The 20,962-nt window shown below is 72.2% G+C and carries 13 protein-coding genes and 1 pseudogene; 7 read left to right on the plus strand and 7 right to left on the minus strand.

What is annotated here, in order from left to right; genetic code table 11:
* Positions 1 to 2 precede the first annotated feature (2 nt).
* Together NAMU_RS15240 and NAMU_RS15245 are read right to left on the minus strand one after the other, a co-directional pair.
* Positions 3 to 1,253 carry a THUMP-like domain-containing protein gene (locus NAMU_RS15240; protein WP_015748289.1) on the minus strand — a complete coding sequence of 417 codons (1,251 nt, stop codon included), beginning with the start codon at positions 1,251 to 1,253 and terminating at the stop codon, positions 3 to 5.
* Positions 1,254 to 1,260: 7 nt separating this feature from the next.
* Complete coding sequence (locus NAMU_RS15245; protein ID WP_015748290.1) at positions 1,261 to 2,097, minus strand: ABC transporter ATP-binding protein; 837 nt, start codon at positions 2,095 to 2,097, stop codon at positions 1,261 to 1,263.
* Positions 2,098 to 2,151: 54 nt separating this feature from the next.
* On the opposite strand from NAMU_RS15245, the gene glgX reads away from it, so the two are divergent.
* Entirely contained in the window at positions 2,152 to 4,326 is a 2,175-nt protein-coding gene (gene glgX / locus NAMU_RS15250) for a glycogen debranching protein GlgX (RefSeq protein ID WP_083786037.1), read from the plus strand.
* Here the strand turns inward: glgX and glgP are convergent, their stop codons facing one another.
* On the minus strand, positions 4,327 to 6,900 hold the full coding sequence (gene glgP / locus NAMU_RS15255; protein WP_015748292.1) for an alpha-glucan family phosphorylase: 2,574 nt from the start codon (positions 6,898 to 6,900) through the stop codon (positions 4,327 to 4,329).
* 83 nt (positions 6,901 to 6,983) lie between these two features.
* On the opposite strand from glgP, the gene treS reads away from it, so the two are divergent.
* The 5 genes from treS to NAMU_RS15285 all read left to right on the plus strand — a co-directional run bounded on the left by treS (position 6,984) and on the right by NAMU_RS15285 (position 15,548).
* Positions 6,984 to 8,711 carry a maltose alpha-D-glucosyltransferase gene (gene treS / locus NAMU_RS15260; RefSeq protein WP_407669246.1) on the plus strand — a complete coding sequence of 576 codons (1,728 nt, stop codon included), beginning with the start codon at positions 6,984 to 6,986 and terminating at the stop codon, positions 8,709 to 8,711.
* The gene (locus NAMU_RS15265) at positions 8,712 to 10,130 is read left to right on the plus strand and encodes a maltokinase N-terminal cap-like domain-containing protein (protein ID WP_015748294.1); all 1,419 of its coding nucleotides are present in this window, start codon (positions 8,712 to 8,714) and stop codon (positions 10,128 to 10,130) included. It begins immediately after the preceding gene.
* A gap of 335 nt (positions 10,131 to 10,465) precedes the next feature.
* Entirely contained in the window at positions 10,466 to 12,703 is a 2,238-nt protein-coding gene (gene glgB / locus NAMU_RS15275; protein ID WP_407669247.1) for a 1,4-alpha-glucan branching protein GlgB, read from the plus strand.
* On the plus strand, positions 12,700 to 13,995 hold the full coding sequence (locus NAMU_RS29390; RefSeq protein ID WP_015748296.1) for a neutral zinc metallopeptidase: 1,296 nt from the start codon (positions 12,700 to 12,702) through the stop codon (positions 13,993 to 13,995). The genes glgB and NAMU_RS29390 overlap by 4 nt, the downstream gene beginning before the upstream one ends.
* Positions 13,996 to 14,225: 230 nt before the next feature.
* Positions 14,226 to 15,548: a reverse transcriptase family protein gene (locus tag NAMU_RS15285; protein ID WP_015748297.1), complete on the plus strand. Its 1,323-nt coding sequence runs from the start codon at positions 14,226 to 14,228 to the stop codon at positions 15,546 to 15,548.
* A gap of 372 nt (positions 15,549 to 15,920) precedes the next feature.
* On the opposite strand, the pseudogene NAMU_RS31080 reads toward NAMU_RS15285, so the two are convergent.
* The 4 genes and pseudogenes from NAMU_RS31080 to NAMU_RS15305 all read right to left on the minus strand — a co-directional run.
* A pseudogene (locus tag NAMU_RS31080) lies at positions 15,921 to 16,808 on the minus strand (DUF222 domain-containing protein); the annotation flags it as partial.
* A gap of 81 nt (positions 16,809 to 16,889) precedes the next feature.
* The gene (locus NAMU_RS15295; protein WP_015748298.1) at positions 16,890 to 17,510 is read right to left on the minus strand and encodes a LysE family translocator; all 621 of its coding nucleotides are present in this window, start codon (positions 17,508 to 17,510) and stop codon (positions 16,890 to 16,892) included.
* Between the two features lie 80 nt (positions 17,511 to 17,590).
* Positions 17,591 to 18,592, minus strand: coding sequence for a tetratricopeptide repeat protein (locus NAMU_RS15300; RefSeq protein ID WP_015748299.1), 1,002 nt, complete (start codon positions 18,590 to 18,592; stop codon positions 17,591 to 17,593).
* A 55-nt stretch (positions 18,593 to 18,647) separates the two neighbouring features.
* A complete protein-coding gene (locus NAMU_RS15305; protein WP_015748300.1) occupies positions 18,648 to 20,351 on the minus strand; it encodes an acyl-CoA mutase large subunit family protein in 1,704 nt (567 codons plus the stop codon).
* Between the two features lie 71 nt (positions 20,352 to 20,422).
* Between NAMU_RS15305 and NAMU_RS15310 the strand changes: the two genes are divergently transcribed.
* Positions 20,423 to 20,935 (plus strand): MarR family winged helix-turn-helix transcriptional regulator, encoded by a 513-nt coding sequence (locus tag NAMU_RS15310; protein WP_015748301.1) that lies wholly within the window; start codon positions 20,423 to 20,425, stop codon positions 20,933 to 20,935.
* Positions 20,936 to 20,962: the final 27 nt, after the last annotated feature.

The raw sequence follows: 20,962 nt of genomic DNA on the forward strand, positions 1-20,962 counted from the left end.
CCTTACGGGCCGCCGGCCGGCCCGCCGGCCGGGGACGGCTGGGTCGCCCGGCACCAGAACGCCTCGGCCCGCCGGCCGACCCGGGCCACCACCAGGGTGGCCGCCTCCCGGGTCGGCCCGGTCAGCGCCGACCGCAGCCGGCGGCGCAGCTCGTCGGGCACGATCGGGGTGCCGCGCTGCTTGATCTCCAGGGTGCCCACGCCGTCCCGGCGGATCCAGCGGGCCACGGTCTTCTCCGCGTACGGCGCCCGGTCCAGGATCCGGAAGCCGCGGACGCCGGCCGGCACGGCCGGGCCGGTCAGGTAGGCCAGGTGCGGGTCCAACTGCCCGAGGCCGTGCCGGGCCGCGTACTGGCGCACCAGGTGCGCGCGGACCACCGCCGGATCCGGATCGATGAGAAACTCCCCGATCGGACCGACCGGGACGTCGTCGGGTTCGTCGCTGGTCACCGTCCAGCCGTCCCCGGCGGAACTGAGCACGGTGGAGCTGAGCACGGTGGAGCTGAGGACGGTGGCCCGCCGGGCCGGGCCGGCCAGCTCCGGCGGCCACAGCACGGCCTCGCGGGCGACCCCGTCCAGGCTGACCAGCTCCACCTCCCCCGGCCGGGCCAGGGCGTCGTAGTCCAGGCCCGGCGGCACCCGCAGCACCGGGGGCCGGTCGGCGTGGGCGGCGTCGAGCTCGTCCACGGCCGGCACGGTGGACGTGGAGGTGATGCGCCGGCCCCCGTCCCGGCGGGCCGGGTCGGCGTAGCCGAGCAGGCCGCGGGTGGTGCGGGTGAGCGCGTCGGCCACCAGCACCCGAGGCGGCAGGCCCACCGCGGCCACGTTGTGCCGGGCCATTAGCACCCGGACCGGGTCCAGGTCGGAGCCGACCGTGACCGGCCCGCCTCGAGCGGCACCGGCCGCCAGCGCGGCCAGATCGGCCCCGATCGAGCAGGTCAGGTCGTGCACGCCGAGCCCGGCCAGCCGCCGGGCCCGGTGCCGGGCCACCGGCTCCGGGGTGGCCTGCTGCAGCGCCTCGTCGGTGAACAGCCAGCCGGCCGCGGCCGGGCCGAGCTTGCCCACCGCCCGCCGGCGCAACCGCACGGTCTCCACCACGGCGCCCGCCCGGGTCGCGGCCACCGCGCGGACCCGGCCCAGGTCGGCCAGCAGGCTGTCCTCGGTCAACGGCAGCGCCTGGGCCACGGCCAGGGCGTCGGCCCCGGCCGGCCCGGTCAGGTACCGGACGTCGTCCGGGTCGAAGCGGTAGGCCACCGCGCGGTCAGTTCGCGGCGAACGCGAAGTACCGCTCGCCGCGCCGCTCCAGGGCCAGCGTCATGCCGAAAGTCTCCGAGAGCGCGTCCGCGGTCAGGGTGTCGGCCAGCGGACCGGCGGCGACGACCCGTCCGCCGCGCAGCAGCAGCACGTGGCTGAAGGCCGGTGGGATCTCCTCCACGTGGTGGGTGACCAGCACGGTGGTCGGCGCGGACGGGTCCACCGCGAGCCGGGTCAGCCGGGCCAGCAGGTCCTCGCGGCCACCCAGGTCCAGCCCGGCGGCCGGCTCGTCGAGCAGCAGCAACTCCGGGTCGGCCATCAGGGCGCGGGCGGCCAGGGTCCGCTTGCGCTCCCCCTCGGACAGGGTGCCGTAGGTCCGGTCGGCCAGGGCGGCCACCCCCATGGCGTCCAGCAACTCCCGGCCGCGGGCGAAGTCCAGCTCGTCGTAGGCCTCGCGCCAGCGGCCGACCACCCCGTAGCCGGCCGAGACGACCACGTCCAGGACCCGCTCGTGCGGCGGCACCCGGCCGGCCAGCGCCGCCGACGACAGGCCGATCCGCGGCCGCAGTTCGGCCACGTCGACCGCGCCCAGCCGCTCGCCCAGGATGTGCACCCGGCCGCTGGTCGGGAACATCAGGCCGGCCGCGATCTGCAGCAGGGTCGTCTTGCCGGCGCCGTTGGGACCCAGGATCACCCACCGCTGGTCGACCTCGACGTTCCAGTGCACGGCGTCGAGCAAGGTCGCCGGGCTGCGTCGCACGGTCACCTCGGTCAGGTGCAGGACCGAGTCGGGGCCGGGAAGGATGGACACGGGGGGCGTGGGGCGGGGGCTCACGCGGGTCATTGTTGCGTACCGGCGATTTCATCCGTGGCCTACCGGTCGGTGACAATGACCGGCATGCTGCGCCCCGGCCGCGACCCCAAGCCCACCAAGATCAAACGTGGCTGGCGGGTGCGGCCGGGTGAGACGGACCCGCAGGCGCTACCTCGCGTCGGATCGGCCCCTTACCCCGGACTGCCGCACCCGCTGGGCGCGACCCCCTACGCCGGCGGCACCAACTTCGCGGTGGTCGCCGACGGGGTGCCCGGGATCTCGGACGTGCAGCTGTGCCTGCTGGACCCGAAGGATCCCGCGGTCACCCTGCGCACGGTCACCATGGCCGAGCGCACCTATGGCATCTGGCACACCTTCGTGCCCGGTGTCGGCCCCGGCCAGGTCTACGGGTTCCGGGTGCCGGCCCGCGACCCGGCCAAGCTGCTGCTCGATCCGTACGCCCGCCAGGTCACCGGCACCGGCTACGACCTGGTCGCGGCCGCCTCGTTCGGGGTGCCGACGGCGGGCAAGGTGCCGGCCGGCATCGTGGTGGACAGCGCGGCCCCGGGCCACCATTCGACGACCAACCGGCCCTGGGTGCCGTGGGAGCAGACGGTGGTCTACGAGGCCCACGTCAAGGGCCTGACCATGCGGCATCCCGGGGTGCCGGCCAAGCTGCGCGGCACCTACCTGGGGGTCGCCCATCCGGCGGTCATCGACCATCTGCGCAAGCTCACCGTCACCACGCTCGAGCTGCTGCCGGTCTACGCCAGCGCGGCCGAGCCCGGGCTCAAGGCCACCCACCGGCGCAACTACTGGGGTTACTCGACCCTGAACTACTTCGCCCCGCACCCGGACTACGCCTCCGTGCCCGGGCGGGAGGTGGCCGAGTTCGCCGCCATGGTCGACGCGTTGCACGCCGCCGGCATCGAGGTGGTGCTGGACGTGGTCTACAACCACACCTGCGAGGGCGGACCGGGTCTGTCGGTGGATCTGTCCACCCGCGGGCTGGCCCCGGACTCGTACTACCTGCCGGACGGGCGGGACCTGACCGGCACCGGCAACACCGTCAATGCCCGCACCCTGCCGGTCATCCGGCTGGTGACCGATTCCCTGCGCTACTGGTCGGAGACCTTCGGCGTGGACGGGTTCCGGTTCGACCTGGCCTCGGTGCACGCCCGACCGGACGGCGGCCCGTTCGACGCCGGTTCGGCGCTGCTGTCGGCGATCGCGGCCGACCCGGTGCTGGCCACCCGCAAGCTGATCGCCGAACCGTGGGACGCCACCGGTGACGGGTACGCGGTCGGCCGGTTCGGCCCGAACTGGACCGAGTGGAACGACCGGTTCCGGGACACCGGCCGGGACTTCTGGCGGGGCGTGCCCGGCGTGCGCGACCTGGGCTACCGGCTGTCCGGCTCGTCGGACCTGTACGCGCCGAGCCGCCGGCCCTGGGCCTCGATCAACTTCGTCACCGCCCACGACGGGTTCACCCTGCGCGACCTGGTCTCCTACGACCACAAGCACAACGAGGCCAACGGCGAGAACAACCGGGACGGCGGCGAGCACAACCGGTCCTGGAACCACGGCGTGGAGGGCGAGACCGACGACCCGGCGATCCGGGCATTGCGCCTGCGCACGGCCCGCAACCTGGCCGCCACCCTGCTGCTGTCCACCGGCACCCCGATGATCACCATGGGCGACGAGCTGTGGCGCAGCCAGGGCGGCAACAACAACGCCTACTGCCAGGACAACGAGATCAGCTGGGTGAACTGGGATCTGACCGATCCGGAGGTGGCGGCCACGCTGGCGTTCTGGCGCCGCACGCTGGCCATCCGGCGCAGTGCGCCGGCCCTGCACCAGGGCGAGTTCTTCGAGGGCCGCGCTCCCGGCGGCGGCGACGGGGTGCCGGACCTGGTCTGGTTCAACGCGTCCGGTCAGCCGATGAGCGACCCCGACTGGTTCGACGAGGGCCGCCAGGTCATCGGCATGTGGGTCAACGGGCACGACGTGCGCGGGCACACGGTGGCCGGCGAACCGCTCTCCGACCGCTCCTGGCTGCTGCTGCTGCACGCGGGCGCCGACCCGGTCGAGCTGACCTTGCCCGGCGCGCCCTACAGCACCAGTTACGTGCCGACCATCGACACCGACCGGCCCACCGGTGAACCCGCGTCGACGGCCGAGATCGCCGGCGGCGCCACCGTTGTCATGCCCGGCCGGACGGTCTGGCTGCTGCAGGCCCGGCGACCGTCGGCCAGCTGATCACGCGGTGCTGACCAGCCCCAGTTCGGCCGGAGCGGCCAGCAGGTCGTGCCGGGGCAGGATCCGCACCGTGTAGCCGACCGGCCCGGAGCGGGTCAGCGGCACCGCGATCTCGTACCGGTCCACCCCGTCCAGCCGGTCCAGGAAAGCCATGTCGGTGGCCTCGATCTCGTGCAGCTGCTCGTTCATGTCGACCCGCCCGATGACCGCCTGCACGCTGACGTCGGCCGGGTCCAGCCCGCCGAGCTGGCAGTGCGCGCGCACGGTCAGCCGGTTGCCCAGGCTGGGTTCGGACCCGATGCCCGAGGTGTCCACGGTCAGGACCCGCACCTGCGGCCAGGCCGCCCGGACCCGGCCGGTCCACGCGGCCAGCTCCTTGGCCACCCGCAGGTCGGCGGTGACGGCGCGGGAGAACGTCGCCGCCGGCGCGTAATAGCCGGTGACGTAGTCCCGGACCATCCGGGTGGCCTGCACCCGCGGACCCAGGTAGGCCAGGGTGTGCCGGACGGTGTCCACCCAGCCCTCGGGCAGTCCGGCCGGGTTGCGCCGGTAGAACAGCGGCGCCACCCGCTTCTCGATCAGGTCGTACAGGGCGGCCGCCTCCAGGTCGTCGCGCCGGCGTTCGTCCCCGACGCCGTCCGCGGTCGGGATCGTCCAGCCGTCGTGCCCGTCGTACAGCTCGTCCCACCAGCCGTCGGAGATGGACAGGTTGAGCACCCCGTTGAGGGCGGCCTTCATGCCCGAGGTGCCCGATGCCTCCTGCGGGCGGATGGGGTTGTTGAGCCAGACGTCGGCGCCGGCGCACAGCACCGCGGCCATGCCCATGTCGTAGTCGGGCAGGAACACGATCCGGTGCCGGATGCTCGGGTCGTCGGTGAAGCGGACCATCTCCTGCATGTACCGCTTGCCGCCGTCGTCGGCCGGGTGGGCCTTGCCGGCCACCACGATCTGCACGGGCCGCTGCGGGTCGAGCAGGATGGCCCGCAGCCGGTCCGGGTCGCGCAGCATCAGGGTCAGCCGCTTGTAGGTCGAGACCCGGCGGGCGAAGCCGATGGTCAGGATGTCCGGGTCCAGGACCGACTCGGTCCATTCCAGTTCGGCGCCGGTCGCCCCCCGCTGCAGCTGGGAGCGGCGGGTGGTGGACCGGGCCAGCGCGACCAGCCGCCGGCGCAAGGTGGTCCGCAGCTGCCACAGCCGCTCCCGGGACACCTTTTCGGCCGACGGCCAGATGTCGGCCGAGGCCAGGTCCTGCCAGTCGGCCATGTCCCCGGCCACGTCGTACATCTCCCGGGCCGCCCAGGTCGGCAGGTGCACCCCGTTGGTCACCGAGCCGATCGGCACCTCCTGCGGCTCGAACCCCGGGTAGAGCCCGGCGAACATGCTGCGGGAGACCGCCCCGTGCAGCTTGGCCACCCCGTTGGCCCGCTGGGCCAGCCGCAGCCCCATGTGGGCCATGTTGAACCGGCCGGGATCGTCCTCGGCGCCCAGGGCGAGCACCTGCTCGACCCCCAGCCCGGGCAGCAGGCCGGACTCTCCGGACCCGTCGCCGTTCAGGTAATGCCGGACCATGTCGATCGGGAACCGGTCGATGCCGGCCGGGACCGGGGTATGGGTGGTGAACACGGTGCCGGCGCGGACCGCGGCGAGGGCCTCGGCGAAGGTGAGCCCCTCGCCGGCGACCAGCGAGCGGATGCGTTCCAGGCCCAGGAAGCCGGCATGCCCCTCGTTCATGTGGAAGACCTCGGGCCGGGGATGCCCGGTGCGGGCGACGTAGGCCTCGACCGCCCGGACCCCGCCGATGCCCAGCAGCAGCTCCTGCTTGATCCGGTGATCCTGGTCGCCGCCGTAGAGCCGGTCGGTGGTGGCCCGCAGCGCGTCCTCGTTGTCCTCGTGGTCGGCGTCCAGCAGCAGTAGCGGCACCCGGCCGACCTGGGCCAGCCAGATCCGGGCGGTCAGCGTCCGGCCGCCCGGCATCGGCACGGTGACGGCCAACGGGGCTCCATCCGGGCCGAGCACCCGATCGATGGGCAGGCCCTGCGGGTCGTGCGCCGGGTAGTGCTCCTGCTGCCAGCCGTCCGGCGAGAGCGACTGCCAGAAGTAGCCGTACCGGTAGAGCAGACCCACGCCGACGATCGGCACGCCCAGGTCGGACGCGGACTTGAGGTGATCGCCGGCCAGGATGCCCAGGCCGCCGGAGTAGTTGGGCAGCGCCTCGGTGACCCCGAACTCCATCGAGAAGTAGGCGATGGCCGCGGGATAGCTCGCCCCGGCCGCGATCTGGTGCTGGTACCAGCGGGGATCGGTCAGGTAGTGGTCGAGATCGGCGGCCAGGCCGTGCATCCGGGCCAGGAACGACTCGTCGGCGGCCAGCTCGTCCAACCGGGCCACCGACACCGCGCCGAGCAGCTTGACCGGGTCGCCCTCCAGGCGGGCCCACAGGGTCCGGTCGATGTCGGCGAACAGGTCCTGACTGGCCGGGTGCCAGGCCCAGCGCAGGTTCCGGATCAGCGGCCCGAGCGGCTGCAATGCCGGGGGGAGCTGGGGCCGGACGGTGAAACGACGCAGAGCCTTCACCTTCGGTATTGAACCCCAGCACCTGCACTGCGGCCCGTCGGGCGGACCGGTAGGTTGACCGCGTGGCGGACCGACCGGGTGACATCGACGCGGCACGCTTCGGTAGTGCCCGCCCGATCGCCGGTGGCGACCAGGATCGGCAGTGGTACAAACGGGCCGTCTTCTACGAGGTGCTGGTGCGGGCGTTCGCCGACTCCAACGGCGACGGCACCGGCGATCTGCGCGGCCTGATCGACAAGCTGGACTACCTGTCCTGGCTGGGCGTGGACTGCCTGTGGCTGCCGCCGTTCTACGACTCGCCGCTGCGCGACGGCGGGTACGACATCTCCGACTACCGCAAGGTGCTGCCCGAGTTCGGCACGGTCGAGGACTTCGTCGCCCTGCTCGACGCCGCCCACGGCCGGGGCATCCGGGTGATCACCGACCTGGTCATGAACCACACCTCGGACCAGCACCATTGGTTCACCGAGTCCCGGCGCAATCCGGACGGGCCCTACGGCGACTACTACGTGTGGGCCGACGACGACACAGGCTACCCGGACGCGCGGATCATCTTCGTCGACACCGAGCCCAGCAACTGGACCTTCGATCCGGTGCGCAAGCAGTACTTCTGGCACCGCTTCTTCTCCCACCAGCCGGACCTGAACTACGAGAGCCCGGCCGTCGGTGAGGAGATGCTGGACATCCTGCGGTTCTGGCTCGACCTGGGCATCGACGGGTTCCGGCTGGACGCCGTGCCCTACCTGTACGTCCGGGAGGGCACCAACGGGGAGAACCTGCCGCAGACCCACGACTTCCTCAAGCGGTGCCGCAAGGTGATCGACACCGAGTACCCCAACGCGGTGCTGCTGGCCGAGGCCAACCAGTGGCCGGCCGACGTCGTCGACTACTTCGGTGACCCCAGCGTCGGCGGCGACGAGTGCCACATGTGCTTCCACTTCCCCCTGATGCCACGCATTTTCATGGCCGCGCGGCGCGAGCAGCGGTTCCCGATCTCGGAGATCCTGGCCCAGACGCCGGCCATCCCGGAGAGCGGTCAGTGGGGCATCTTCCTGCGCAACCACGACGAGCTGACCCTGGAGATGGTCAGCGACGAAGACCGCGACTACATGTGGAACGAGTACGCCAAGGACCCGCGGATGAAGGCCAACATCGGCATCCGCCGGCGGCTGTCCACCCTTTTGGAGAACGACACCAACCAGCAGGAACTGTTCACCGCGATGCTGCTGTCGCTGCCCGGCTCCCCCGTCCTGTACTACGGCGACGAGATCGGCATGGGCGACAACATCTGGCTGGGCGATCGGGACGGCGTGCGCACCCCGATGCAGTGGTCGCCGGACCGCAACGCCGGGTTCTCCCGCTGTGATCCGGCCCGGCTCTACCTTCCGGCGATTATGGATCCGGTGTACGGGTACCAGACGGTCAACGTCGAGGCCCAAATGAACTCGACGTCGTCCCTGTTGCATTGGACCAGACGAATGATCGAGATCCGCAAGCGTTACGCGGCGTTCGCTCTGGGCAACTTCACCGATCTCGGAGGTTCCAACCCGTCCGTGCTGTCCTACACGCTGCACTTCGACGGAAACACCGGTGGCGTCACCGCTCCCGCACACACGATGCTGTGCGTGAACAACCTGTCCCGGTTCCCCCAGCCGGTGGAACTGGACCTGCGCGAACACTTCGGTGCGGTGCCGATCGAGCTCACCGGTGGAACCAGATTCCCCCGGATCGGCGAGTTGCCCTACCTGCTGACGTTGCCCGGACACGGCTTCTACTGGTTCGACATCACCGGTGAGAACCAGGAGAACTGAATGACTCAGCAGCCCGACCATGTCGGCGCGCCCGATAGCGACCTCATTTCCCTGCTCGCGTACTACCTGCCGGCCCAGCGCTGGTTCGCCGCCAAGGGCCAGACCCTGACGGACGAGAACTACCGGATCGTGCGCCGCACGGTCATCGCCCGTGACGTGTCCGCGGCGGACGTCGAACAGGTGCTGCTGGAGGTCACCACCCCCACCCGGCAGGACCTGTACCAGCTGTGGGTGGCCTGGACCGATCACGTGCCGGACCGGGTGGCGCACGCCGTCATCGGCACCTACGACGGCCGGACTGCCTACGACGCGCTGGCCGACGTCAACGTCACCGCCCAGATGCTGTCCGCGGTCGACGAGGGCCGCGACTTCGGGTCCGGGGTCAGCGCCCGCCGCGAGCCGGACGCCGTGATCGACATCGGCGCGATGGGCCTGGTGATCGGCGCCGAGCAGTCCAACACCTCGATCGTGTACGGACACTCGGCCATCCTGAAGGTGTTTCGCCGGCTGGATCCGGGGCCGAACCCGGACGCCGAGGTGCACCGGGCCCTGCACGCGGTCGGCTCCTCGCACATCGCGCAGCCGTTCGGCGAGATCGTCGGCCGGCTGGCCGAGGGGGCCGGGGAGGCGGAGACGACGCTGGCCCTGCTCACCGAGTTCTTCGCCAACAGCGCCGACGGCTGGGCGATGGCCACCGCCTCGGTGCGCGACCTGATGAGCGAGGGCGACCTGCGGGCCGACGAGGTGGGCGGTGACTTCGCCGCCGAGTCCTACCGGCTGGGCGAGGCGGTCGCCGCGGTGCACGCCGACCTGGTCCGGGCGTTCGGCAGCACCGTGGCCACCGGGGCGGAACTGGGCCAGATCCTGGACGCGATGCGGGCCGAGGCCGACGCCGCGGCCGATCAGGTGCCCGCGCTGGCCGAGCACCGCGAGGCGATCCAGGCCGCGTTCGACCGGGCCGGCGACCACGCGGCCGGGCTGAACCTGCAGCGCATCCACGGCGACCTGCACCTGGGTCAGGTGCTGCGCACCCTGGACGGCTGGAAGATCATCGACTTCGAGGGTGAACCGGCCAAGCCGCTGGCCTTCCGCCGGGGCATGCACAGCCCGCTCAGGGACGTCGCCGGCATGTTGCGCTCGTTCGACTACGCCGCCCGCGGCCAGACGATCAACCCGCACACCGACGCGCAGCACCGCTACCGGGCGGCCGAGTGGGCGACCCGCAACCGTCGGTCGTTCTGCGACGGCTATGCCGCCGCCGCGGGCACCGACCCCCGACACGCCGACAGCCTGCTGCGCGTGTTCGAGCTCGACAAGGCGATTTACGAAGTTGTCTACGAACATGGACACCGGCCGCTGTGGGAAGCCATTCCGCTGCAGGCCGTTGTCGCCCTCATCAACCCCGGAGGAACCGCGTGACCACCAACAACACCCCGGATTCAGGCGCGGCGCCCGCCGCTGCCGCTGAGGGACAGGAGCCGGCGGCGCCGGCCAAGACCACCCGGCGCCGAGCGGCCGCGCCCAGGGCCACCGCGGACAAGGCCGCCGCGGCCAAGGCGGCTCCCAAGGCGGCCCCGAAGGCTGCGGCGGCCAAGGCCGCCCCGAAGGCCGCGGCCGCCAAGGCCGCTCCGAAGGCGGCGGCCAAGGCCCCGGCCGACAAGGCGCCCACCGCCAAGGCCCCGGCCAAGCGCGCGCCGCGCAAGAAGGCGGAGCCGGCCGAGACCCCCGTGACCGGCGCCGTCGTCGAGACCCCGTTGGCCCCCGACGAGCCGACCAGCACCGAGGCCGTCGCCGCGACCCCCGATCCCGCTCCGGCGACGGTGGCCGAGCCGTCGGTCGAGGACTACGAGCGCCTGATCGGCGGCGACACCCACGATCCGCACGGCATCCTGGGCGCCCACCCGCGCGGCGACGGGCACACCGTCATCCGCACCCTGCGGCACAACGCGCAGTCGGTCACCCTGCTGCACGAAGGGACCGAGACCCCGTTCGAGCACGCCCACGGCGGCGTGTTCACCGCGGTGATCGAGGGACCGGTCACCGACTACCGGATCCGGGTCGACTACGGCCAGGACTCGGTCTACGAGGTCGACGACCCGTACCGCTGGCTGCCCACCCTGGGCGACATCGACCTGCACCTGATCGGCGAGGGCCGGCACGAGAACCTGTGGGAGGTGCTCGGCGCGCACGTGCGCAGCTACGACACCCCCGGCGGCACCGTCACCGGCACCTCGTTCGCGGTGTGGGCGCCCAACGCCCGCGGCGTGCGCGTCACCGGCGACTTCGACTACTGGTCGGGCGCCGGCACCCCGATGCGCTCGCTGGGCTCCTCCGGCGTCTGGGAGCTGTTCGTGCCCGGCATCGGCGAGGGAACCCGGTACAAGTACCAGATCCTGGGCCAGGACGGGGTGTGGCGGGAGAAGGCCGACCCGTTCGCGTTCGCCATCGAGGTGCCGCCGGCCACCGCGTCGATCGTCACCACGGCCACGCACGAGTGGGGCGACGAGGACTGGATCGCCCGCCGGGCCGAGACCGACCAGCTGGCCAGCCCGATCTCCATCTACGAGATCCACGCCGGCTCCTGGCGGGAGGGCCTGAGCTACCGGGAGATGGCCGACGCACTGATCGAGGATCTGGCCGACACCCAGTTCACCCACGTCGAGTTCCTGCCGCTGGCCGGTCACCCGTTCGCCCCGTCCTGGGGCTATCAGGTCACCTCCTACTACGCCTCGGACTCGCGGTTCGGCTCCCCCGACGATCTGCGGTACCTGATCGACCGGCTGCACCAGGCCGGCATCGGCGTCATCCTGGACTGGGTGCCGGCGCACTTCCCCAAGGACGAGTGGGCGCTGGGCCGCTTCGACGGCACCTCGCTGTACGAGCACGCCGACCCGCGCCGCGGCGAGCAGCCCGACTGGGGCACCTTCGTGTTCGACTTCGGCCGGCGCGAGGTCCGCAACTTCCTGGTCGCCAACGCGCTGTACTGGCTCGAGGAGTTCCACGTCGACGGCCTGCGGGTGGATGCGGTCGCCTCGATGCTGTACCTGGACTACTCGCGCGAGGATGGGCAGTGGCTGCCCAACATCTACGGCGGCAACGAGAACCTGGACGCGGTGGCGTTCCTGCAGGAGACCAACGCCACGGTCGGCAAGCGCGTCCCCGGCGCGTTGATGATCGCCGAGGAGTCGACCGCGTGGCCGGGCGTCACCCGGCCCACCCATCTGGGCGGCCTGGGCTTCCACCTGAAGTGGAACATGGGCTGGATGCACGACAGCCTGGGCTACGTCTCGCGGGACCCGATCTATCGGTCCTGGCACCACAACGAGATGACCTTCTCGCTGATGTACGCGTTCTCCGAGCAGTTCGTGCTGCCCATCTCGCACGACGAGGTGGTGCACGGCAAGGGCTCGCTGTGGTCGAAGATCCCCGGCGACGAGTGGCAGAAGGCGGCCACCCTGCGCACCTTCCTGGCCCACCAGTGGGCGCACCCGGGCAAGCAGCTGCTGTTCATGGGTCAGGAGCTGGGCAACCCCTGGGAGTGGAACCAGGCCATCCAGCTGCCGTGGCAGCTCAAGGACTACCCGCTGCATGCCGGCATCCGGTCCCTGGTCGGTGACCTGAACCGGGTCTACCGGTCCAGCCCGGCGCTGTACACCCAGGACTTCACCCCGGCCGGCTTCACCTGGCTGGACGCCAACGACCGGGAGGGCAACGTCCTGGCCTACCTGCGGTGGGGCAGCGACGGGTCGGTGCTGGCCTGCGTGCTCAACTTCTCGCCGATGCCGCACAGCGGTTACCGGATCGGGCTGCCGTTCGCGGGCGTCTGGAAGGAAGCGGTCAACACCGACTCCGAGCTCTACGGCGGATCCGGCGCCGGCAACATGGGCGCGGTGATGGCCACCGAGCACGCCTCGCACGGACAGCCGGCGTCGGCGACGATCACCGTCCCGCCGCTGGGTGCGCTGTGGTTGGTGCCCGAATCCGAGGGGTGAGCGGCGGCGCCGCCCGGTGGGCGGCGCTGCTGTTGTCCGGCCTGGTGATGCTGCTGGCGGTGGCCCTGGTGGTCGTCGTCGCCGGCTCGGCGGGCCGGGAGGGCGATCCGGTGGCCGCGGAGCGGATCGACGTGACGGCCGGCGGGGTGCCGATCCGGACGGCCGGCTCGTTCGGCACTCCGGCGACCGCCGCCGACGCCCTCGATCCTTTGCGCAGTTCGGCCGACGGCGACCGGGTGGTCGCCGCCGTCTTCGCCGACCTCGAGCAGTTCTGGTCGGCCGCGTTGTCCGCCGCCGGTCGGACGGCCCTGGTGCCGCCGGCCGGCGGGTTCGTCTCGATGGACTCGCTCGGCCCGGCCGGTACCCGCGCGTTGTGCATCAGCCAGCCGAGCCAGATCGCCGGGAACGCGTTCTACTGCCCCACCCAGGACGGCATCGTCTTCGACTCGGCCGGGCTGGTCCCGGTGCTGCTCGGGTCCTACGGCAGCGCCGGCCTGGCGGCCGCCTTCGCGCACGAGTTCGGCCATGCCGTGCAGGTGCGGGTGGGCCCGACGCCGGCGGTGCGCCAGGCCGATCCGGACCGGTATCCGGCGATCCTGATCGAGGCCCAGGCGGACTGCGCGGCCGGCGCCTATCTGGCCGGCGCGGTGGCGGCGGTGGATCAGCCCGGCACCCGGGTGCACATCCCGCCCGCGTCGCTGGTGCGGGCGGTCGCGCCGCTGCTGGACTTCCGGGACCAACCGAGCGTGGCGCCCACCGCGCCGACCGCGCACGGGCTCGGCCTGGACCGGCTCGGGTTCGTGCTGCACGGTTACCGCCAGGGCCCGATGTCGTGCTGGGACCTGACCACCGATGATCTGAGCACCGATCTGGCGCTGACCCTGGGCCGGTCCGGGGTGCTCGTCGACCCGCCGGCCACCCCGCGCTACCCCTCGACCGACGCCGCGGTGGCCGCCGCGGCCGCGTCGGTCGCCGCGTTCGCCGGCCGTCCGGCCGCCGATCCGGACCCGGCCGAGCTGGACCGGACCGCCACCATCGGCCAGTTCGCCGCCGGGTCCGCCGTAGCCTGGGCCACCGGACGGCAGCTGACCGGAACCGACACGGGGGCGGCCTGTTTCACCGGGGCCTGGACCGCGTCGGTGTTCGGCACGGCCCCCATCGGCGAGCTGGGATCGTGGGCCGGCGACGCGGACGAGGCCCTGGACCAGCTGCGCAGCTGGCCGGGCGTGACCTTCGACGAGCTGGCCGCCTTCGCCGACGGCTTCCACGGCGGCCGCGCCGCCTGCGGGTGAGCCGGCCAGCCACCCCGCCCTGTCGGACCGCCGTGAGAAGGTGGCGGCATGCGGCGATGGTGGGCGAGAACTCCGGCCGGTGACGGTTCGGACGCTCCGGGGCACCCCCGGGGTGGGTTCACCGCAGTTGGCACCACCGAGCAGGCACATCGACGCGCTCCGCGCATGCAGGTGCCCGCCCAGCAGGGACAGGTCGCCCACCGTCGCCGCCGCCTGACCGGCGAGAGCCGTTGACCGGACCCGCCGATCGGCTGGCCACGGCCCTGGCCGACGCCATGCTGGCCGGATCCTGGGATTACCAATCAATTCTCGACCGGACCCGACAGGTGATCGCCCGGCGCCCACCGTGGCTCGATTCGCTGGCCCGGGAAGTGCTGGCCGCCTACCAGCGCGCGCCGGCCGACCGGCCGCGGGAACTGGCGGCATTCGTGGTGAGCAGCGCCGCGATGGCTCGGGCCAGGCGGTCGCCGCCCCGGCTCCCGACGCCGGTAGTCAGGTTCAGCAGTCCGACCCGGATGATCCGCCGGCCCTTCGCCACCCCGGTTCTCCATCACGCCGGCGACCTGGCCGATCATCTCGGCATCACGCTGGAGGCGCTCGACGCCTTCGCCGACACGCGGCTGCGGGCCCGCCGGGCGCGCGCGGAACGGATCGCGCACTACCGCTACCGCTGGATGCACCGGCCCGGCGGCGCCCGGCTGCTGGAGGCACCGAAACGGAATCTGCGAGCGCTGCAGCGCACCGTTCTGGACGACATCCTCGCGCCCATCCCGACCCATCCGGCTGCGCACGGCTTCGTCGCCGGCCGCTCGGCGATCACCGGCGCGGCCGAACATGTCGGGGCCGAAGTCGTCATCACCCTGGACCTGGAGCACTTCTTCGCCTCCGTCACGCCCGGCCGGATCTGGGGCCTGTTGCGGGCGGCCGGATACCCCGAGCCGGTGGCCCACCTGCTCGTCGGTCTCACCACCCATGCCACACCGGTCGCCACCCTGGCGTCGATGCCGGCCAGTGCCGATCCCGGACGCGATTTCCGGCTCCGTCGGCGGTTGGCGGGGCCGCACCTTCCCCAGGGCGCACCCACCTCACCGGCGCTGGCCAACCTGGTGGCCTTCTCCCTCGACCGGAGGCTGGATTCGTATGCCCGGGCCGCGGGCAGTCGCTACACCCGGTACGCCGACGACCTCACCTTCTCCGGCGATGCGGCCCTCGCTCGGCGCTCGGCGGCATTGATCGCGGCCGTCAAGCGGATGATCCGGCAGGAGGGATTCACCGTGCACCCCGGCAAGACCCGCGAGCACCATCGGAGCCGCCGGCAGGTGGTGACCGGGATCGTGGTCAACGACCGGACCAACATTCCGCGCGCGGATTACGACCGGCTCAAGGCGGTATTGCATGACTGCCGCCGCAACGGTCCCCTCGCGGCCAACCGCGACGCCCACCCCGACTTTCGAGCCCACCTGCTGGGCCGGCTGTCCTGGGTCAGCGCCCTCAATCCCGATCGAGGCGCCCGCCTGCGGGCGATCTTCGACGAGATCCGGTGGACCAGCTGATTGGATGTCGACGTCCAGGGCGCGGGGCCACGAGTGGGACCTCGGTGGTCGGGGTGGGCGGCTGGCGTACTGCAGCCCGGTCGGGGTGCTGGTGACGATCGCCCCGTCCCGCAGCACACTCACCCACCCCGGTAGGTCCTTGGTCAGGTTGCACCGGGCACACCGCCCGTTCCCGTTCCGCAGATCGCTCGCCCCACCCTTGGCGACCGCCACCGCATGATCGACATGACGGATCGGCGCCCCACACCACGGGGTACGGCACCACTGATCCCGCACCAAGAAAAACTGGCGAACCACGTCGGGGAAATCCCGTTTCCGGGCGTCGGTCCCGGCCAACTCCCCCGTCTTCGGGTTCGTATACAACCGCCGCACCCACACCCTGGTCGTACTGTCGGCGCGGACCAGATCCCGGGCCACCGGCGCCGGCACCGGCCCGTACCCGACGACCTGCGCCGGCTCCTCATCACCATCGAGCAGGGTCCGGTCGGTCATCACCACATGCAGCTCGATACCCGGCACCTCCGCTGCGCCCGCACCCGGAGTCAGCACCCGCCGCACCAGCTCATCAGCCATGATCTGACCCTTGCTCCGATGCTCCTCGGGGTCGACCGCCCCGGCCAGCGCCGCCCGATGCAACGCCCCGAACACCGCCACCCCCTGCGCCATCGGCAGCAGCGCCGTCACATACGCCATACAGTCCGGCGCCGGCCGGATACTGACCCGCCGATCCACCGCCGTCTTCGCCGCCCGCGCCGCCGCACCCTGCGCGTCCAACCGATGCACCCACGCCCGCACCTCCCGCTCCGTGCGGGCATCACCCCACCCCGGCAACTCCCCCGCGATCGCCTCGTCGATCCGCGCGCGGTCCGCCGGCGACAGATGCGCCGTTTCCCGCGCGATCACCGTGCACCGCCACTCACTGGTCTCCCCCCGACCCAACACCTCCAGCACCCGAGGCATCTCCCGCACCAACGCCGCCGCCAACCCCACATGCCGGCTGCCCTTGTGCGAACTGTCCCGCCGGGCCAACCCCACCTGCCCGGTGATCGACCGGCCCGCCTCCCCCGACGTGCACCCCGCCTTGAGCAGCCAGGCCCGCTGCGAGACCGCAAACGCATCAGTGAACCGGGCCTGCGCCGCCGCCGCGACCGCCTTGAGCCCCTCCAGCTCCCCCACCAAAACGATCCGCTCGTCATCGGACACCGACTCCATCACCGCCAGCATCGCGACCACCGCGGCGATCTGCTCCTGGTTCGACATACGTTCGATTCTAGCCGATCACCAGGCCACAGTCCAGACTGTATCCGCAGGTCAAGAACGGTTTTCGAACGCGTAGCTGGATCAGGACCTGGCCGCGACGGCCTGGGCCGCGGTGCCGATACCCAGCGCGGCCAGCACCGCTCCGCAGACCCGCTCGATGCGGGCCAGCACCCCGACCACCTTGGCGGTGATCAGCACGACCCCTGACAGATAGGCCAGGGCGACCGCGGCGTCGATCGCCCCCAGCATCAGCGCCGCCGGCCCGACCGATCCGCCGGCGGGTAGGAACTGCGGCACCACGGCCAGGAAGAACAGACCGACCTTGGGATTGAGCAGGCACGATCCGAGGCCGGCCAGGAACGGCCCGGCCCGCCGCCGCTCGCGGTCCGACCGGACGGGCTGGGGCTGGACCGGCCGACGGCGAGAGGCCATCAGCTGGGTGACCCCCAGGTACAGCAGGTAGCACCCCCCGGCGAAGCGAACCACCCGGTAGGCCTCGGCGGACTGCTCGATCACGGCCGCCAGGCCGACGGCCACCAGCACGGCCCAGCCGATGCCGCCCGCGGCGGAGCCCAGCGCCACGGCCAGACCGTCGCGCCGGCGGCGGGCGCCGTACCGGATCGAGAGCAGCACGTCCGGTCCGGGCGTGAGCGCCAGTAGCAGGCACAGACCGCCGAAGGCGATCAGGGAGCCGGGATTCACCCGGGCAGTCTGGCAGCCCGGCGACCGGCGGCGCGCACTCTTTGATCAGGACGGCACTGGGTCAGGACCGCGCGGCGCTGTCAGTACAGGGCGGCGGCCAGTGCGCGCCGGGCCTTGATCACTTCGGGATCGTCCGGCGCGAACAGGCCGAACAGCTCGACCAGGTGCTCGCGGGCGGCGGTCCGCTCGTCCCCGGCGGTCCGGCGAACCGTGGCGATCAGTCGAGCGAAGGCCGCCCCGGCCTGCCCCGCGGCCAACTCGGCGTCGGCGGCGCCCTTCTGCAGCTCGACGTCGTCGGGCGCGGCATCCGCGGCGGCGATCGCATCCGGCGGCAGGCTGTCCACCCGGGCGAGCAGACCGACCTGGGCCAGCGCCGCCTTGGCCTCGGCGTTGGCCGGCTCCACCGCCAGGATCTGCTGGTAGGCCAGTTCGGCGGCCGCGTAGTCCCCTTCGGCCAGCGCCTCCTCCGCGGCGACGAACCGCGGATCCTCGGGCTCCGGCTCCTCCTGCGCGCCGCCACCCTCGGCGGCCAGCCGGGCCTCGGCCTGGGCGATGCCCGGCAGGTGCTCGCGCAGCTGATCGAGCAGCGAGGCGATCCACTGCCGCAGCTGCGGTTCGGACGCGACCCCGGGCACCTCGGCGGCCGGCTGACCCTGCACCAGGACGACCGCCAACGGCAGCGTCTGCACCTGCAGGGCCTGGGCGATCCGCGGGTTGGCGTCGACATCGACCCGACCCAGGATCCAGGCCCCGCCGCCGGCCGCCGCCAGCTTGCTCAGGGCGGCCGAGAGCGCCAGGCTCGGTTCGGCCCAGGCGGCCTCGAAGTTCAGGATGATCGGCAGCTGGGTGGAGGCCTGGACCAGGCTGCCGAACGTGGGCTCGTCGACGTCGACGATGTAGGGCGAGGGCTCCCCCGTCCCGGCCGCGGGGGCACCGGCAGGTGCCCCGGGAGCCGCGGGTCCGGCGGCGCCGGGTCCGGCCGGGCCGGCCGCCCGGCTCTTGAGGGCGGACAGGTCGACCGCGCCGGCGAACGCGGCGCTCATCGCCGCCGGCGGCTGCGGTCGGGGGGTGGGGCGGGTCATGGATCCATCTTCACACGCCGGCCCCGGCCAGCTGGCCCGGCCCGGCCTGGTCCGGTCAGATCCGCGCCGGCTCGGTGTGCACGCCCCATTCGGCGCGCAGCACGTCGCAGATCTCGCCCAGGGTGGCCTCGGCCCGGACCGCGTCCAGCATCAGCGGCACCATGTTCTGCGTGCCGCGGGCGGCCGCGACCAGGCGATCCAGCGCCTGCTGCACCGCGGCGCCGTCCCGGGCACTGCGCCGCCGCCGTAGCAGCGCGTTCTGCTGCTGCTCGACCTCGGCCGAGATCCGCAGGATCTTCAGCTCGTCCCCGACGCCGCCGGTCAGGGTATTGACCCCGACCACCTTCTTGTCGCCCTTCTCCACCGCGTTGGAGTAGGCGAACGCGGCGTCGGCGATCTCGCCGGTGAAGTAGCCGTCGTCGATGCCGCGCAGGATGCCGCTGGTCATCTCACCGATGGGGTGCTGCCCGGAGGGCACGGCCAGCGCGGCCAGGTCACGGATCCGGGTGAAGATCCGTTCGGCCTCGGCCTCCATCCGGTCGGTGAGCGCCTCGACGTACCAGCTGCCCCCGAGCGGGTCGGCCACGTTGACCACCCCGGTCTCGTCCATGATCACCTGCTGGGTGCGCAGCGCGATCTGCGCGGAGTGTTCGGTGGGCAGGGCCAGCACCTCGTCCAACGCGTTGGTGTGCAACGAGTTCGTCCCGCCCAGCACCGCGGCCAGGGCCTCGATCGCGGTCCGGGTCACGTTGTTGTCCGGCTGCTGCGCGGTCAGCGACACCCCGGCCGTCTGGGTGTGGAACCGCAGCCACTGGGCCCGAGGATCGGTGGCGCCATAAACATCCCGCATCCAACGGGCCCAGATCCGCCGGGCCGCCCGGAACTTGGCGATCTCCTCGAAGAAGTCGATGTGGGCGTCGAAGAAGAAGCTCAGCCCGGGTGCGAACGCGTTCACGTCCAACCCCCGGGAGCGGCCCAGTTCGACGTAGCCGAACCCGTCGGCCAGGGTGTACGCCAGCTCCTGCGCGGCCGTGGAGCCGGCCTCGCGGATGTGGTAGCCGGACACCGACAGCGGTTTGTAGTCGGGCATCTGCTCGGTGCAGAACTCCATCAGATCGCCGATCAGCCGCAGATGCGGGGCCGGCGGGAAGATCCACTCCTTCTGCGCGATGTACTCCTTGAAGATGTCGGTCTGCAGGGTGCCGTTGAGCTTGTCGACGCTCGTGCCTTGCCTTTCTGCGGCGACCAGGTACATGCAGAAGACCGGCACCGCGGGTCCGGAGATGGTCATCGACGTGGTGACCGAACCCAGGTCGATGCCGTCGAAGAGCACGTCCATATCGGCGGCCGAGTCGATCGCGACGCCGCAGTGGCCGACCTCACCCAGCGCCCGCGGGTCGTCGGAGTCCCGGCCCATCAGGGTGGGCATGTCGAAGGCCACCGACAGGCCGTTGCCGCCCTCGGCCAGGATCATCTGGTACCGGCGGTTGGTGTCCATGGCGTTGCCGAAGCCGGCGAACTGCCGGATCGTCCACGGCTTGCCGCGGTAGCCGGTGGCGTGCAGGCCACGGGTGAACGGGAACTCGCCGGGCCAGCCGATCCGCTCGAAGTCCTGCACCACGTCACCCGGGGCCGGCCCGTAGACCGGGTCGACACTCATCCCGGACAGCGTCGTGTAGTCCGCGTCCCGCACCCGCCCGGCCTCCTGCGCGGCGGCGAACCGCTGCGCCCACCGCTGCCGACCCTGCTGCTTGTCCATACAAGACAGGATATCCAATAGTCGGACTCCCTACCATTCACCGCGCGCGGCAGGTTGCTACGGTGCAAGCCATGAGCTCCAACGTGACGGCCCCGGCACTGCCCTTCGACCCGATCGCCAAGGCGGCGCAGACGTGGTCCGAACGGATCGGGCCGAGCACGGCGATGTCCGCGGTCACCAACATCATGCGGGTGCAGCAGATCCTGCAGGCCTCCGTCGACGACGCCCTCAAGCCGCATGGCCTGACCTTCGCCCGCTACGAGGCGCTGGTGCTGCTGTCCTTCTCCCGCCGCGGATCGCTGCCGATGCGGATGATGGGCGAACGCCTGCAGCTGCACCCGACCTCGATCACCAACATCGTGGACCGGCTGGAGGCCGACGGCCTGGCCCGCCGGCTGCCGCACCCGTCGGACCGGCGGACGACCCTGGTCGAGCTGACCGACGCCGGCCGCACCCGGCTGACCGCGGCGACCGAGGCGGTCACCCACGCCGAGTTCGGCTTCGTCGGACTGGACGCGCCGGAACTGGAACAGCTGTCGGTGCTGTTGACCAAGGTCCGCCAGGCGGCCGGCGACTTCGCCTGAGCCGGCCGCCCGACGCGCCGGCTTCCG

It is taken from the genome of Nakamurella multipartita DSM 44233 (assembly GCF_000024365.1).
GTDB lineage: Bacteria > Actinomycetota > Actinomycetes > Mycobacteriales > Nakamurellaceae > Nakamurella > Nakamurella multipartita.

Bases quoted from the DNA above. Each gene is read 5' to 3' on its own strand.
- NAMU_RS15245 (WP_015748290.1), bottom strand. From the start codon at position 2,097: ATGACCCGCGTGAGCCCCCGCCCCACGCCCCCCGTGTCCATCCTTCCC.
- glgX (WP_083786037.1), top strand. From the start codon at position 2,152: ATGCTGCGCCCCGGCCGCGACCCCAAGCCCACCAAGATCAAACGTGGC.
- NAMU_RS15265 (WP_015748294.1), top strand. From the start codon at position 8,712: ATGACTCAGCAGCCCGACCATGTCGGCGCGCCCGATAGCGACCTCATT.
- NAMU_RS15300 (WP_015748299.1), bottom strand. From the start codon at position 18,592: ATGACCCGCCCCACCCCCCGACCGCAGCCGCCGGCGGCGATGAGCGCC.
- NAMU_RS15305 (WP_015748300.1), bottom strand. From the start codon at position 20,351: ATGGACAAGCAGCAGGGTCGGCAGCGGTGGGCGCAGCGGTTCGCCGCC.
- NAMU_RS15310 (WP_015748301.1), top strand. From the start codon at position 20,423: ATGAGCTCCAACGTGACGGCCCCGGCACTGCCCTTCGACCCGATCGCC.